General features: G+C 62.7%; 12 protein-coding genes. 3 read left to right on the plus strand and 9 right to left on the minus strand.

Annotated elements, in window-relative coordinates:
* Positions 1–64 precede the first annotated feature (64 nt).
* Positions 65–1,042, minus strand: a complete 978-nt coding sequence (locus EB809_RS16615; protein ID WP_123635960.1) for a TAXI family TRAP transporter solute-binding subunit — start codon at positions 1,040–1,042, stop codon at positions 65–67.
* Positions 1,043–1,958: 916 nt separating this feature from the next.
* Between EB809_RS16615 and EB809_RS16620 the strand changes: the two genes are divergently transcribed.
* The gene (locus EB809_RS16620) at positions 1,959–4,208 is read left to right on the plus strand and encodes an NADP-dependent isocitrate dehydrogenase (protein WP_123635961.1); all 2,250 of its coding nucleotides are present in this window, start codon (positions 1,959–1,961) and stop codon (positions 4,206–4,208) included.
* A gap of 77 nt (positions 4,209–4,285) precedes the next feature.
* On the opposite strand, the gene EB809_RS16625 is transcribed toward EB809_RS16620, so the two are convergent.
* Both EB809_RS16625 and EB809_RS16630 read right to left on the minus strand, forming a co-directional pair.
* On the minus strand, positions 4,286–4,951 hold the full coding sequence (locus tag EB809_RS16625; RefSeq protein WP_123635962.1) for an SDR family oxidoreductase: 666 nt from the start codon (positions 4,949–4,951) through the stop codon (positions 4,286–4,288).
* A 96-nt stretch (positions 4,952–5,047) separates the two neighbouring features.
* Positions 5,048–5,992: a LysR family transcriptional regulator gene (locus EB809_RS16630; RefSeq protein ID WP_123635963.1), complete on the minus strand. Its 945-nt coding sequence runs from the start codon at positions 5,990–5,992 to the stop codon at positions 5,048–5,050.
* A 238-nt stretch (positions 5,993–6,230) separates the two neighbouring features.
* On the opposite strand from EB809_RS16630, the gene EB809_RS16635 reads away from it, so the two are divergent.
* Positions 6,231–6,452: a hypothetical protein gene (locus tag EB809_RS16635; RefSeq protein ID WP_123635964.1), complete on the plus strand. Its 222-nt coding sequence runs from the start codon at positions 6,231–6,233 to the stop codon at positions 6,450–6,452.
* A 166-nt stretch (positions 6,453–6,618) separates the two neighbouring features.
* Complete coding sequence (locus EB809_RS16640) at positions 6,619–8,025, plus strand: CHAD domain-containing protein (RefSeq protein ID WP_190294943.1); 1,407 nt, start codon at positions 6,619–6,621, stop codon at positions 8,023–8,025.
* On the opposite strand, the gene glcF is transcribed toward EB809_RS16640, so the two are convergent.
* The 6 genes from glcF to EB809_RS16670 form a co-directional block, all read right to left on the minus strand.
* Positions 8,026–9,234, minus strand: a complete 1,209-nt coding sequence (gene glcF / locus EB809_RS16645; protein WP_123635966.1) for a glycolate oxidase subunit GlcF — start codon at positions 9,232–9,234, stop codon at positions 8,026–8,028.
* A 5-nt stretch (positions 9,235–9,239) separates the two neighbouring features.
* The gene (gene glcE / locus EB809_RS16650; protein ID WP_123635967.1) at positions 9,240–10,304 is read right to left on the minus strand and encodes a glycolate oxidase subunit GlcE; all 1,065 of its coding nucleotides are present in this window, start codon (positions 10,302–10,304) and stop codon (positions 9,240–9,242) included.
* Positions 10,304–11,755 carry an FAD-linked oxidase C-terminal domain-containing protein gene (locus EB809_RS16655; RefSeq protein ID WP_123635968.1) on the minus strand — a complete coding sequence of 484 codons (1,452 nt, stop codon included), beginning with the start codon at positions 11,753–11,755 and terminating at the stop codon, positions 10,304–10,306. Before EB809_RS16655 ends, glcE begins: the two co-directional genes overlap by 1 nt.
* A 71-nt stretch (positions 11,756–11,826) precedes the next feature.
* Positions 11,827–12,252, minus strand: coding sequence for a GlcG/HbpS family heme-binding protein (locus EB809_RS16660; protein WP_123635969.1), 426 nt, complete (start codon positions 12,250–12,252; stop codon positions 11,827–11,829).
* Positions 12,253–12,338: 86 nt separating this feature from the next.
* A complete protein-coding gene (locus tag EB809_RS16665) occupies positions 12,339–13,889 on the minus strand; it encodes a TRAP transporter large permease subunit (RefSeq protein WP_123635970.1) in 1,551 nt (516 codons plus the stop codon).
* Positions 13,886–14,599, minus strand: coding sequence for a TRAP transporter small permease subunit (locus EB809_RS16670; protein WP_123635971.1), 714 nt, complete (start codon positions 14,597–14,599; stop codon positions 13,886–13,888). Before EB809_RS16670 ends, EB809_RS16665 begins: the two co-directional genes overlap by 4 nt.
* Positions 14,600–14,646 lie beyond the last annotated feature (47 nt).

Consider the following 14,646-nt stretch of genomic DNA (forward strand, 5'->3'; position numbering starts at 1 on the left):
GAGGCGGCCAGAGCGGACCGGTCGGGCGGCCGGTCCTTCGACTGTCGCGGGCGCGACAGGGGGCTTACTTGATCTGGCTGTCGTCGATCTTGTAGCCGTGCTCGTTGAACCAGCGAGCGGCACCCGGATGCCACGGCAGAACGGTGTTCTTGCTGTAGTTCTCCGGAATGGACGACTTGGCGGCCTTGTGGATGCCCACCATCTTGTCGTTGTTTTCCATGGTCAGCTTGGTCATCTCGTACACGAAGTCTTCCGGTACGTCACAGTTGGCGATGGCGAAGTTCCACATGGAAACGACGTTGGACGGCTTGTCCAGCGACTGGTAGGTGCTGGCCGGGATCTCGAACTTGGACACCGGGAAGTTCTTCAGGATTTTCGCCTGTTCCTCGTCCGTCATACCGATGATGTTCACGTCGGTCTGCACTTCCAGCTGGCTGACCGCCGGAATCGGGATACCGGCCGCGAAAGCCACCACGTCGATCAGGCCGTCCTGCAGCTGACCGCCCAGATCCGACCAGCTACCGTTACGACGCTCGTACTTCACGCCCAGGGCATCCATCATCTTCGGGAAGTAGGTGTCGGAGGTGGAGCCAGCCGGGCCGAAACCAATCTTGGCACCGTCGGGGATATCGGAAATGGACTTGATGCCGGAGCCGGCCAGTGCGGTGACCGAGAACGGCGTCTGGTACATCGGGAACATGGCACAGACGTTGTCCATCTTCATGCCCGGTGCCAGCGGACTGTTGCCGTCGATGGATTCCTTTGCGGGGCCCAGCGTGGTCAGACCGAATTTAAGGTCGCCGGTGTGGACCAGCGCCATATTCTGCATCGGGCCACCGGTGATTTCAGCACCGCCGGAGACGCCCAGGTTTTCGGAAATGAAGTGAGCCCAGCCAGAACCATAGGCGAAGTAAGTACCGCCCTGGCTGGCTGTACCGACGGTGAACTTTTCGGGCCAGTCGGAACGGTCCTGCGCGGACGCGGAAGCGGATACGATCAGTGCCGAGGCGAACGAAGCCGCCAGCAGGGACTGTAATTTCATTGTTTTTGCTCCTGAATGTCATTGTCATTATTCGAGAACGTCTGAAGTCGAAGTCGTCGAGTGCTTCAGAGGCTCTCCAGTCATGCGCAGTCCACTCACAGCAAACTACAGGCCAGATCCGTAGAATTCGCGACTTTCCTGGCCCCAGCGGAAACCGTCACAATAGAACATAGTCAGCAATGGGTCATTTTTCACCCACCCCTGACAGGGCAATGTGTGGGAACCCACCCATTACTGCTCGGAGAGAATGATCCGGGCAAACGGCCGACGACGCGATCACCCAACAGGGGCCCCCAAGACGCGCCGTTTTCGGCTACAATGTGTACCGGTTTCCGCAAGTGTCTTTCGGGGCAAAGCGAACCTTTTCCCCTGCGGTCTGTCCCCAAACACGCCCCTCTTGGGCTTTGCAGCGGACAGACTGAAAAGGGCGCTGTGAAAACGGCGGCACCCGGCGAAAGGCTGTGTTGCTCCATCCCGGCCTGACCGGCGCTCGCCACGTGTCACACCACCCTTTGCAACATCCGCGTCATCCGAAGGCGCAATCCTGACCGGGCAACGTCGCCCTGTACTGGCATCGCCGCCGGCATTAGTGTAGCCACTGTAGACATATACGTTTGGCTACTGGACGGCGCGGAATGTGAACAAAACGACGGCAGTTATGGTACGAATGGGGATGGCCCAAAGGAGGGACTCTCTGAAAACGCCCTGACGTTTCCCGCGTCGGGCAGGACGTTTTCAGCGGTTTCCTGGTCTGGGGAACGCCTGAATACCCACTGAATCACCTCTGGCTCGCCAAGCGGTTCAGGGGTTGTTCGACGTTTCCCCTGTTCATCCCGAGTAGGACCAGCAGAAGTAGCCCACAAGGCCGCTTCTGGACCATCCGTCCTGATCCACAACGACGACCTGAAGACGAAACATGACTGACTCCAAATCCAAGATTATCTATACCCTGACCGACGAAGCCCCCGCGCTGGCTACCCGCTCGCTCCTGCCGATCCTGGAGACGTTTGCGGCGCCAGCCGGAATCGAGTTCGAAACCAGCGACATTTCCCTGGCCGCCCGTATCCTCGCGGCCTTCCCGGACCGCCTCAGCGATGACCAGAAGGTTCCGGATCACCTGGCCGAACTGGGCGAATACACCAAGAACCCGCACGCCAACATCATCAAACTGCCGAACATCAGTGCCTCCATCCCGCAGCTGCGTGCAGCCATCAAAGAGCTGAACGAACAGGGCTACGACGTTCCTGAATACAAGGAGCATCCGGAGACCGACGAGGAGAAGGAAGCTCAGGCGCGTTACGCCAAGGTCCTCGGCAGTGCCGTGAACCCGGTTCTGCGTGAAGGCAACTCCGACCGTCGCGCTCCGGCCGCGGTCAAGGCCTTCGCCCGCAAATACCCGCACTCCATGGGCGAGTGGAGCCCGGCGTCCCGCACGCACGTCGCCCACATGCGCGGCGGCGACTTCTACTCCAGCGAGCAATCCCTGACCCTGGACAAGGCCACCACCGCCCGCATCGTCTTTGAGAACACCAAGGGCGAACAGACCGTCCTGAAACCGGAGCTGCCGCTGCAGGAAGGCGAAGTCCTGGACGGCATGTTCATGAGCTGCAAGGCCCTGCGCAAGTTCTTCTCCGATGCGATCGAAGACTGCCAGAACACCGGCGTCATGTTCTCCCTGCACGTCAAGGCGACCATGATGAAGATCTCCCACCCGATCGTGTTCGGTCACGCGGTGAAGATCTTCTACAAGGAGCTGTTCGACAAGTACGGCGACCTGTTCGACGAGATCGGCGTGAATCCGAACAACGGCCTGTCTTCCGTCGTCGAGAAGATCAAGCAGCTGCCGGAATCCAAGCAGGAAGAAATCCAGGAAGACCTGCACGCCTGCTACGAGCACCGTCCGGAAATCGCCATGGTCGATTCCGTCAAGGGCATCACCAACCTGCACGTGCCCAGCGACGTCATTGTCGACGCCTCCATGCCGGCCATGATCCGTAACTCCGGCAAGATGTGGGCCCGTGACGGCAAGCTGAAGGACACCAAGGCGGTCATGCCGGAGTCCACCTACGCCACCATCTACCAGGAAGTGATCAACTTCTGTAAGACCCACGGCGCCTTCGACCCGACCAAGATGGGTACCGTGCCGAACGTGGGCCTGATGGCGCAGAAAGCTGAAGAGTACGGCTCCCACGACAAGACCTTCGAAATCCCGGAAGACGGCGTTGTCCGTGTGATCGACGGCGACGGCAAGGTGCTGACCGAGCACAAGGTCGAGAAAGGCGACATCTGGCGCGCCTGCCAGACCAAGGACCTGCCGATCCGTGACTGGGTCAAGCTGGCCGTCAACCGTGCCCGCGCCACCGGCATGCCGGCGGTTTTCTGGCTGGACGATGAGCGTGCCCACGACGCACAGCTGATCAAGAAGGTCGAAAAATACCTGCAGGAACACGACACCGACGGCCTGGACATCCGCATCATGTCGCCGGTTCGCGCCATCCGCTGGACCATGGAGCGCCTGCTCCGCGGCCTGGACACCATCTCCGTCACCGGTAACGTCCTGCGGGATTACCTGACTGACCTGTTCCCGATCCTGGAACTGGGCACCAGTGCCAAGATGCTGTCCATCGTTCCGCTGCTCAACGGCGGCGGCCTGTACGAAACCGGTGCCGGCGGTTCCGCACCGAAGCACGTGCAGCAGCTGCTGGAAGAGAACCACCTGCGCTGGGATTCCCTCGGCGAGTTCCTCGCCATCGCCGTCTCACTTGAGGAACTGGGCGATAAGGAGCACAACGAGCGTGCGCGCATCCTTGGCCTGAGCCTCGACAAGGCGACCGAGCGTCTGCTGGAAAACAACCAGTCCCCGTCCCGCGTGACCGGCGAGCTGGACAACCGCGGCAGCCACTTCCACCTGGCCCGCTACTGGGCCGAGGAATTGGCCAACCAGGACGACGACCCCAAGCTGAAGGAATTCTTCGCCAAGCTGAGCAAGCAACTCGAAGACAACAAGGACACCATCCTGGAAGAAATGAGCGTGATCCAGGGCCATCCGGCCGACATCGGGGGCTACTACCACCCGCCGGCGGACAAGGTCTGCAAGATCATGCAACCGAGCGAGACGCTGAACAGCATCCTCGCCAAGGCCCGCGAAGACGCCCAGTCGGCGTAATCGCAGCGGCCTGAAAAAGCCCGGTCAGGGAAACCTGACCGGGCTTTTTTGTGGGCGGTGACCGGTCGGCACGCCGGTTACCAGGGCAACTCCTCGCCATTGCTGTGCCAGAAGGAACCGGTGTTCTCCAGGTTCAGTGCCTCGATGCGGGTCGCCAGGCCCAGCGCGGATTCTTCCGGCGTGATCAGGCCACCGAAGTTCACCATGCGGGTCTTCACATAGCCCGGATGCAGTTGGGCCACGGCGATACCGCGCGGTTTCAGGTCCATCGCCAGGGAGCGGCCGAGGGCGTTCAACGCCGCCTTGGAAGCGCGATAACCGTAACGTCCACCGGAGTCGTTGTCGGCCATCGAACCCATACGGCTGGTGATGTTGGCGATCTTCGCACCCTCGCGCAGATACGGCAGTAAGGCTTCAGTCACCCGCAGGGGCGCGTAGGCGTTCACTTCCATCTGGAAACGCAGGGAGTCGTAGTCGATACGGCCCAGCTCTTCGTCCTGTAACACCCCGGCATTGTTGATCAGCAGGTCGATCCCGTCGGTCTGCTTTACGGCCTCGACGATGCGAGCCACGCCAGAGTCGGTCGTCACATCGACGCCTTCAACCACCTGTTCGGCCACGTCCGCCAGCTCGTCGGACGCGCTCCGGCATACGCCGATGACCGACCAGTCATGACGGGCGTAATAGCGCGCCAGTTCCAGCCCCACACCGCGGTTAGCGCCGGTAATCAGCACTCGCAACATATGTGTCCCCCTCCCGATAAAACGTTGTTATTGGCGAGGACCATATAACAGGGTGTCGTCCGTGGCCAAGCAAAGGCGTAATATATGAACTCTTGTTCAGGATGGGTTAAGCATACCGGCGGTGGTTTCCCGCAGGGTACCGGGCGCCACCTGGGCCCCGCTCCACTGATCCTGCACCAGATGCACGAACACCGCCAGCTCCGGAAGCTGATGACGCCGGTCCCGCCGCACCACCAGATAGAGTGGTACACGCCCACCGGTGTCCGGATACACCCGAACTTCATTCCGGCATTCCGCCATGTCCGCCAGGTGGGCCTCTACCAGCGCCAGTCCGAGGCCTGCCTTGACCATGGTGATGGTGGAATATTCATCGTCCGAGGTGGCGACAATATGGGCGTCATCGTAATGCGGGCTCAGGATCTGGCGCATCAGGTCGCTGTAGGGGCATTCCATGCTCGGCGAAATCCAGGCTCGGCCGGCCAGTTCGTCGGCGGCGGCCGGCAGCGGTCCGCTTTGCCCGGTCGGCGGCCCGACGGTGACGATGTTGACGTGCCCCAGCTCGGTCCGCTCCAGATCCGGATGATCCCGGCCGCCAAACACGAAGCCCGCGTCCAGATCGCCGGCCAGCACCGCCCGCTGGTTGTCGCCGGAATTCCCCGAACGCACCACCAACGAGACGTCCGGCAATTCCCTCGAGGCCGCTTCCAGCACCTGTTCGAAGCGCAGCAGCTCCGGCAGGGCATTGAGGCCAAACAGCAGCTGGCTGCGGGCCCGGTCGGCAACGGCCCGGGCAGTCGTCTCGAATTCCGCCAGATTACCCAGGATGCGATTGGCCAGCGGCAACAGGCGCCGGCCGGCATCGGTCAGCAGCATGCCTTTGCTGGTGCGTTCGAACAGCGTGAGGTTGAGCGCGTCTTCCAGTTGCTTGAGCTGGGCACTGACCGCCGCCGGTGTGGAAAACCGGCGCTCCGCCGCACGGGTCAGGTTCTTCTCCTCGGCGATCAGGACAAACGAACGCAACTTCTCGATCTGGATATTCATGGGGACTCTCCATGGCAATACGCTGCGATGACGCCATCCATTGCGACCGGCCACAGCCTGGCGCCGGTCATACAACACGACAGCATATCAGGAGCGCTCTTCCCAGGCAGCTTTGCGCGCGTTCAGGTTTTCTTAACGCGGCGTGAAAAATTAATAGATTCCGCACCTTTCGGGACTTTTCTAGCATCAGGGTTCGAGTCGGCGAATACCATCGCCACGGCACCGGGAGGACACCGCCATGCAACATACCCTGACGCTCAAGCCCCGCAAGATTCACTGGCCAACCCTGCCAGCTTTGGCCCGGCTGCGCCGTTGGCGCAAACGTCTGGCCAACCGCCGCTCCCTGCGGCGTGAGTTCGGTGGTGCCAGCCCGGCCTGGCTGGCGCATATGGAGCGGGATATCGGCCTGGAGCCGGGCGACCTGCAGCGGGAGATGAACAAGCCGTTCTGGGCCGAGTAATCCCGGCCTCGACGACGCGAATCCTGCCATTGGGGATGGCCTTCAAGCCATCCCCTTTTTTGTGGCCGTGGCCGGCCCTGCGTTGACCGGCGTCATTGCGCTCGCGCAACACGGGTGTCACATTCAGCATGCTATCCTGCTCTGGCCTATGATGGACTCAGCATGCATGAAACACCTTTTCCTGATTCGACACGGCAAATCCAGCTGGTCCGACGCCTCGCTGGAGGATTGGGAGCGCCCGCTGAACAAGCGCGGCCTACGGCAGATCGCCGACATGGCCCCGGTTCTTCAACGGATCGGTGCGTTTGATGGCGCGGTGTATTCGAGCAACGCCCTGCGCGCGCGCAAGACCATCGAGGGGATGCTGGCCAGCCTGGAAGACAGGACGCTGGCCGAACGGGTCGCCGTCAAGTCTCGCCTCTATACCTTCAGTGGCGATGTCCTCTGGAAATGGCTGCGCAAGCAACAGGACGATGGCGCGATCACCCTGGTCGGTCACAACCCGGCCCTGCTGGAACTGGCCAATCGCCTCCTGCGCCACCCCATCGACGCCCTGCCGACATCCGGTTGCGTGCACATCCTGTTGCCGATCCAGCGCTGGAAGGAGATGGAGCCGGACACCGGCGCACTGGCCCTCTATCTTAAGCCGGCCTGGGTCAGCTACGCCGAATTCCAGCGCAAGCAATCCGGCGATCCGGGCAAGAAAGAAGAAGGGCATGCCCTGCGCGGGCTGGCGCTGTCCCTGCCGCACATGCTGGACCGATTGAGCGAACTGGAAGCACCGGCGGCCCTGGGTTTCGATCCCGAATTCCTGCACCAGTACCGGATCACCATCCGCAAGGTCCGCGCCGTGATGGAAACCCTCTACGCGCTCTCCGGCGACAAGGCGCTGAAGGCCCCCATCAAGCGTTTGCGCCGTCACGCTCAGGCCACCAGCGCCTTGCGCGATCTGGACGTGTTCAATGAGACCCTGTTGGCGTGGCTGAACGACCCGGAATTTCAGGATGCTCTAAAGACCACGGGGGTTCCGCAGGCCTTTCGGGCCAGGCAGCGGGAGGCCCAGCTGGCCTTTGCCCAACACATCGACGCGCGGGACTACCTGGATGACCGGGAAAACCTGCAGTCCTTCGTCCGCTCCAACCGCTTGAAGGCGATTCTCGACAGCCTGGACAAGCACCGTACCCGCGAAGCCCTGGATGCCCGCATTGCCGACCACAACGCCCGGCTGGTCGCGCTGTCTGACCTGTCTCCGGGCGAGGATTTCCACCGCCTGCGCAAATGCCTCAAACGCATCCGCTATCTGGCGGATCTGGATCGGGCGCTGCCCAAAGCCTTTCGCAAGGACCTGAAACAGCGCCAGACGATTCTGGGAGACTTCCAGGACCGGCATATTCAGCTGGTCTTCATGCAGACCTATCAGGCGGAAGCGGATCCAGAGGGACGGTTGACGCCGTTGATTGAACGGCTGTCGGGCCAGAAACAGGCGGATCGCCAGCGCATACTGACCCTCGACGTGATCGACGCGCCAGAGCCACTCACCCGCACCGGAAAACCGCGGACCCAGGAAGCCTGATCAGCGGTCCAGCAGTTCGATCCAGTGCTGCACCGGCCGATCCGCCTTACTGCCGATGTGCAGCTGGCAGCCGATGTTGGCGGTGACGATGCGGTCCGGATTGTCGATGGTCAGCGCCTTGAGCTTGTTGCCCAGCAGGCGCTGACTCATCTCCGGTTGGAGAATGGAATAGGTGCCGGCGGAGCCACAGCACAGGTGCTTGTCGCGGGTTTCCGCCAGATCGATGCCCACCTTGCGCAGCACCTGCTCCATCACCCCGTTCTGCTTCATCGCGTGTTGCAGGGTGCAAGGGCAATGCACCGCCACCTTGCCGGATGACTCGGCCGGGCGCAGGGTGGACAAGTCCTCCTGCAGCAGGAATTCACCCAGATCCCGGGTCATGTCGCTGATGCGGGCGGCCTTGTGGGCGTAGTCCGGATCGTCCCGCAGCAGGTGGCCGTAGTCCTGAACCATCGCACCGCAGCCGGAGGCGGTCATGACGATGGCTTCCGCCCCGCCCTCGATCATCGGCCACCAGGCGTCGATATTGCGGCGCATGTCGTCCAGACCGTCGTCGTGGGCGGACAGGTGGTAATTGATGGCCCCGCAGCAGCCGGCTTCCGATGCCTCGATGAGCGAAATGCCCAGACGATCCAGCACCCGGGCCGCGGCGGCGTTGGTGTTGGGCGTCGCGGCCGACTGCACGCAGCCGGCGAGGGCGATCACCACCCGCTCGTGCCGGGCGGCGGGCCAGGGCCGGGTGGCTTGCCGGGGCGGCACCTTCGAGCGCAGCGCTTCCGGCAACAGCGGCCGGAACATCTGCCCCAAGGCCAGCAGCGGCGTGAACAATGCGCGTTTGGGCACGATAGTACGCAGCGCCCAGCGAATCATCCGCTCGCGGCGAGGGCGCTCCAGTTTTTCATCCACCAGGCCCCGGGTGATGTCCACCAGGCGGCCATACTGCACCCCCGACGGGCAGGTGGTCTCGCAACTGCGGCACGTCAGGCAGCGGTCCAGGTGCGTGCGGGTTTTTTCCGTCACCTCGTTGCCTTCCAGGAACTGTTTCATCAGGTAGATCCGGCCGCGCGGGCCGTCCCGCTCGTCGTTCAGCTCTTGGTAGGTGGGACAGGTGGCGGTACAGAAACCGCAGTGCACACAGGCGCGCAGGATGGCTTCGGCTTCCTGGCCCTCGGTGGTGTTGGCAAATTCCTTGACGAGATTGGTCTGCATACGGGTTACAACCAGCTGTAGAGTCGACCGGGATTAAAGACGCCGTCGGGATCGAAGGCCTGCTTCAGGCGTTGTTGGATCTGCTGCAACGGCTGGGCCTGACGATGCATCACCTCGCCGCGGCGATCGCCGCCGCGGAACAGGCTCACCTGGCCGCCGGCGGCCTCTGCCAGCGGCTCCATGTCGCCCATCGTGGCTTCGCCCCGATACCAGCGCTGGGCGCCGCCCCAATCCACCAGCCAGTCGCCCTCCATCGGCGGGTTGGCGGCGGTGCTGTTCACCGAAAAACGCCATAGCGGCGCGTCGCCGGCGAAGAAATCAAGCTTCTGGTCCCGCAGTGCGGCCCAGAAATCGCCGGCGTCTTCGAGTACATCGCCGTCCCAGTGATGCGCCGTGGCTTCCACCGCGGACTGGGCGCCGGCGAGGCGCAGGTACAGCTTGCCGTCGACCCAGCAGGCGCCGGTCAGCGGCTTGGGTTCACCGGCGCGTTGGTTCATGTAGGGTATGGCGTCTTCCAGGTCCATGGCCTGCACCAGCGTCAGGCTCGACGCCGGCCGCGGCATCACCTTGAGGCTGACTTCGGTGATCACGCCCAGGCAGCCCAGGGCGCCGGCCTGCAGACGCGAAACGTCGTAGCCGGCCACGTTTTTCATCACCTGGCCGCCAAAATGCAGGTGTTCGGCCTTGCCGTTGATCAACCTTAGGCCCAGCACCTGATCCCGCACGGAATAGGTCCAGGGCCGGCCGGGGCCGGACTGGTTGCAGGCCAGGGTGCCGCCGATGGTGCTGCGGGCCGAGAAGTGCGGCGGCTCGAACGACAGGCACTGATTGTGCTCCGCCAGGGCGGCATCAATCTCTTTCAACGGCGTGCCGGCACGGACCGTCAGGACCAGCTCGACCGGCTGGTAATCCACGATGCCGGTGTGCTCGGACAGGTTCAGGGGCGTGGTTTCCACATCGGTCTGGCGCCCCATGAAGGCCTTGCTGCCACCGCCGACGATCGACAGTTTGCGTTCTTCGGCCAGTGCCGCGTAAACCTGCTGCTGCAGGGCTTGAGTCTTGTCTGCCATCAGGCCTCCGCCGCGTGGGCTTTGTGTTCCAGGGACCGGTACTCCTGGCAATGGCGCAAAGCCGGCACGCCCTTGCCCGGATTCAGCAGGCCGTCCGGATCGAAGGCCGCCTTGAGGGCGTGGAACTGGGCCAGTTCCAGGTCGTCGAACTGGATCGCCATCTGGCGGATTTTCTCGACGCCCACGCCGTGCTCCCCGGTGATACAGCCGCCGACGTTGACGCACATGGACAGGATGGCGCCGCCGAATTCCTCGGTGCGCTCAAATTCGCCCGGCACGTTGGCATCGAACAGGATCAGCGGGTGCATGTTGCCGTCGCCGGCGTGGAATACGTTGGCAACCCGCAGTCCGTAATGCTCGGACATCTTCTGCATTTCCGTGAGCACGTAGGCCAGGTGGCGCCGGGGAATGGTGCCGTCCATGCAGTAATAGTCCGGCGAGATCCGGCCCACCGCCGGGAACGCCGACTTGCGACCTTTCCAGAGCAACGCCCGCTCCTCTTCGCTCTGGGACACACGAATGGACGTTGCCCCGAAGGAGCGGAACAGGTTGCTCGCCTGTTCGATGTGTTCCTGCACTTCCTCGGCGGTCCCGTCCACTTCGCACAGCAGCAGGGCCGCGGCGTCTCGGGGATAGCCGGCCTGGGCAAAGTCCTCGGCGGCGACAATGGCAAAGCCGTCCATCATTTCCAGCCCGCCGGGAATGATACCGTGGGCGATAACGCCGCCGACCGCGTCGCCGGCGTTCTGCACCGAATCGAACCCGGCCATGACCACCTGGGCCTGTTCCGGTTTGGGCAGCAGCCTGACCTTCACTTCGGTGACGATCCCCAGCAAGCCCTCGGAGCCGGTCATCAGCGCCAGCATGTCCATGCCGCAGCCGTCCAGCGCATCGCTGCCCACCACCAGCTTCTCGCCCTCGACGGTCACCATCTCGACACTGAGGATGTTGTGGACGGTCAGCCCGTACTTGAGGCAGTGAACGCCGCCGGAGTTCTCGGCGACGTTGCCACCGATGGTGCAGGCAATCTGGGAGGAGGGATCGGGACCGTAGTAGAGGCCGTATTGCGCCGCTTCCTCGCTGATCGCCAGGTTGCGGACGCCGGGCTGCAGGCGCGCGGTGCGGGCCAGCGGATCGATCTGAAGGATGCGGTTGAACTTGGCCAGCGACAGCACGACGCCTTCGGCATGGGGCATGGCCCCGGCACTCAGGCCGGTTCCGGCGCCGCGGGCGACCACCGGCACCTTGTGCTCGTGACACAGGCGCATGGCCTGCTGTACCTGCTCAACGGTCTCCGGCAACACCACCAGCCACGGCATCTCGCAGTACATGGACAGGCCGTCGCACTCGTAGGGGCGGATGGTTTCGTCATCCTCGATGACGAACGCCGGATCGATAAACGTGCGGAACTGGCGCGCCAGCTCGGCACGATCGATCGTGGGTGTGGACATGATCTCTCTCCCGGTCCGATCGGACCGACTTCTTATACTTGTTCTAACTTATGCCCGGCACTGACCGCGGATCAACCCCGTTTTGCGAGGAAATAATCCAGCCCGGCCTGGGCGCACTCCATATCCTGCTGCGGCGTGCCGGAACTCAGGCCGATACCACCGACCACTTCCCCATCGACCGTCACCGGCAGGCCACCGCCTACGGAACTGATACGACCGCCCACCTCGGTATGGATGCCGAAGGCCAGCTGGCCGGGTACGTTGGCGGCGTTGTACTCGTGGGTCGCCTTGCGCGCGGCGGCGGCGGTGTAGGCCTTGTCCTGGGCGATGATGACACTGGAGGTCTTGCCGCCGTCCATGCGTTCGAACGCCACCAGGTTGCCGGACTCGTCGGTGATCGCGATGCACATCGGCACGCCGATCTCGCGGGCTTTCTCGGCGGCGCCTTCGATCAGCAGTCGGGCGTCGGCACTATCCAGGCGTTTCAGGGTAAGCATGAGGGATCTCCTTTAACCGGTTGGGAACTCCCCCGGTTATAACCGGGGGCGCCCCGCGTCGGCCATGCGACTTTCATCGGGTGGGGTTAACCATAGACCTTATCCGGCAGCCAGGTGATGATCGCCGGGAACAGGATGCACAGCACCAATCCCAGGCACTGCAGCCCGAGGAACACCAGGGACGAGCGGAAGATCGTCGCCATGGAAATCTCCGGCGGGCACACGCCGCGGATGTAGAACAGCGCATAACCGAACGGCGGGCTGAGGAAGGACATCTGCATATTCACCAGGTAGAGCACCCCGAACCAGAGCACCACGTCTTCCCCCGGCACCGCCGGCAGGCCGAACAGGCCGTCGAAGGTCAACGACTTCACGATGGGAATGAAAATCGGCACCGCGAGCAGCAGGATGCCGACCCAGTCCAGGAACATGCCCAGGATCACCAGCAAGGCCATCAGCAGGAACAGGATGCCGTAGGACGACAGGCCCGTCCCGAGAATGGCGTTGGTAATGAACTCCTGACCGCCCTGGAGGATGTAGAAGCCCACGAACACCGAGGCGCCGAACATGATCCACAGCACCATGGCCGAGGCCTTGGCGGTGGTAATGGAGGCTTCCTTGAGGGTCTTGATGGAAAACGACTTGTGCATCGCGGCCACCACCATGGCGCCAAACGAGCCGATGCCGGCCGCCTCCACCGGCGTGGCAATGCCGCCGAACAGCAGACCCAGAACCAGCGCCACCAGGATGAAGGGCGCGATCAGGTCCTTCAGCAACAGCAGCTTGTCCTTGAAAGAGATGCGTTCCTCTTTCGAGATCGGTGGCCCCAGCTTGGGATTGATGGCCGTGCGGATCAGTACGTAGGCGATGTACATCCCGGACAGCATCAACCCCGGCACCACGGAACCCAGGTAGAGTTCGCCCACCGACTGCTGCGCCACCACGGCGTAGAGGATCGCCAGGATCGAGGGCGGGATCAGGATGCCCAGTGTGCCGCCGGCCATGATCGAACCGAGCGCAATCTGGTGATCGTACCCGCGCCGCAGCATGGCCGGCAGCGCGATGATACCCATGGTGACCACTGCGGCCCCGATCACGCCCACCATGGCGGCGAGGATGGTCGACGCCAGGATGGTGGCCGACGCCAGACCGCCGCTCAGGCCGCCCATCCACTTGTAGACCACGTTGAACATTTCCTCGATCAACCCGGCCCGCTCCAGCATCGACGCCATGAAAATGAACAGCGGGATGGCGGCCAGGTCCGAGTTGGTCATCATCGGGAAGATGCGGCTGGGGACGATGTTGAGCATCAGCGCATCGCCCACCAGGTAGATGAACGCGACGCCCAGACCGCCGGTAACGAACGCCAAGGGCAGCCCCATCATCAGCGCGACCAGCAGCGAGCCGAACATCAGGTAGGTGAGCGGTCCGATACCAATGCCGTACAGGCTGCCGGCCAGTCGGAACAGGAAGTATTCGTCGCTGTAGGGGTCGTAGAACAGGATGTTGATGGTCTCGACCACAATGATGAAGCCCAGCGCCACCGTGGCGATGATCATCAGCCAGGTGCCGATCTGGCCGATCATGGTCTTCATCGCGCTGTCTGCCGTATCGGGTTTGGCGGTGTTGACGCTCATGCGTTGCCCTCCTTACCCAGGCGGATAAACAGGGCAATGTCCTTGATCAGCTTGGACAGGCCTGCCAGCAGAATCAGGATGGCGCCCAGCAGCATCATGAACTTCACCGGGTAATACTGGATACCCCAGGTTTCCACGGTGGTTTCGTGCATGGAATAGCTGTTCTGGAAGAAGGTCCAGGAGGTGATCGCCAGTACCAGCGCAAACATGAAGAAGAACATGGACGTGAAGATGTCCATGCCGATCTGGCCCCGTTCGGGCAACAAGTTGTAGAGCACATCGACCCGCACGTGGGCCCCGTGCAGCATGGCGAAAGCGCCGGCCAGCAGGTACTGCATCCCCAGCAGCAGGAAGCTCGCCTCATGCACCCAGATGGTGGGCATGTTGAAGATGTAGCGCATGACCACTTCGAAGAAATAGAAGCACACGGCGTTGACGGTCCAGAACGCCACGAAGACGCCCGAGTGCTCACTGATCCAGTCGATCGCTTTGGTAAACCCGTTCACCCCCGCATCCGGATGTCGGGTGTACACGGTTTCCTCAGCATCCTGCCCTTCGCCGGGTGTATAGGCGGTTTCCTCCGTTGCCGCGCCCTGACGCTTCCGCTGCCAGCGATCCAGCGCCATCATCAACAGCGGCATCACCGCCAGCCAGCCCCAGTACAGCCAGTGGGGCAACACAAAACCAAACCCTTCCAGTTCGTCGGACATACTTCACCCCGCAACACGCCAAAAACCCCCGGAGCTCACCCCGGGGG

The organism is Marinobacter sp. R17 (assembly GCF_003789045.1).
GTDB classification, from domain to species: domain Bacteria; phylum Pseudomonadota; class Gammaproteobacteria; order Pseudomonadales; family Oleiphilaceae; genus Marinobacter_A; species Marinobacter_A mangrovi.

Coding starts and splice junctions, on each gene's coding strand:
- EB809_RS16615 (WP_123635960.1), bottom strand. CDS start 1,042: ATGAAATTACAGTCCCTGCTGGCGGCTTCGTTCGCCTCGGCACTGATC.
- EB809_RS16620 (WP_123635961.1), top strand. CDS start 1,959: ATGACTGACTCCAAATCCAAGATTATCTATACCCTGACCGACGAAGCC.
- EB809_RS16625 (WP_123635962.1), bottom strand. CDS start 4,951: ATGTTGCGAGTGCTGATTACCGGCGCTAACCGCGGTGTGGGGCTGGAA.
- EB809_RS16630 (WP_123635963.1), bottom strand. CDS start 5,992: ATGAATATCCAGATCGAGAAGTTGCGTTCGTTTGTCCTGATCGCCGAG.
- EB809_RS16635 (WP_123635964.1), top strand. CDS start 6,231: ATGCAACATACCCTGACGCTCAAGCCCCGCAAGATTCACTGGCCAACC.
- EB809_RS16640 (WP_190294943.1), top strand. CDS start 6,619: ATGAAACACCTTTTCCTGATTCGACACGGCAAATCCAGCTGGTCCGAC.
- glcF (WP_123635966.1), bottom strand. CDS start 9,234: ATGCAGACCAATCTCGTCAAGGAATTTGCCAACACCACCGAGGGCCAG.
- glcE (WP_123635967.1), bottom strand. CDS start 10,304: ATGGCAGACAAGACTCAAGCCCTGCAGCAGCAGGTTTACGCGGCACTG.
- EB809_RS16655 (WP_123635968.1), bottom strand. CDS start 11,755: ATGTCCACACCCACGATCGATCGTGCCGAGCTGGCGCGCCAGTTCCGC.
- EB809_RS16660 (WP_123635969.1), bottom strand. CDS start 12,252: ATGCTTACCCTGAAACGCCTGGATAGTGCCGACGCCCGACTGCTGATC.
- EB809_RS16665 (WP_123635970.1), bottom strand. CDS start 13,889: ATGAGCGTCAACACCGCCAAACCCGATACGGCAGACAGCGCGATGAAG.
- EB809_RS16670 (WP_123635971.1), bottom strand. CDS start 14,599: ATGTCCGACGAACTGGAAGGGTTTGGTTTTGTGTTGCCCCACTGGCTG.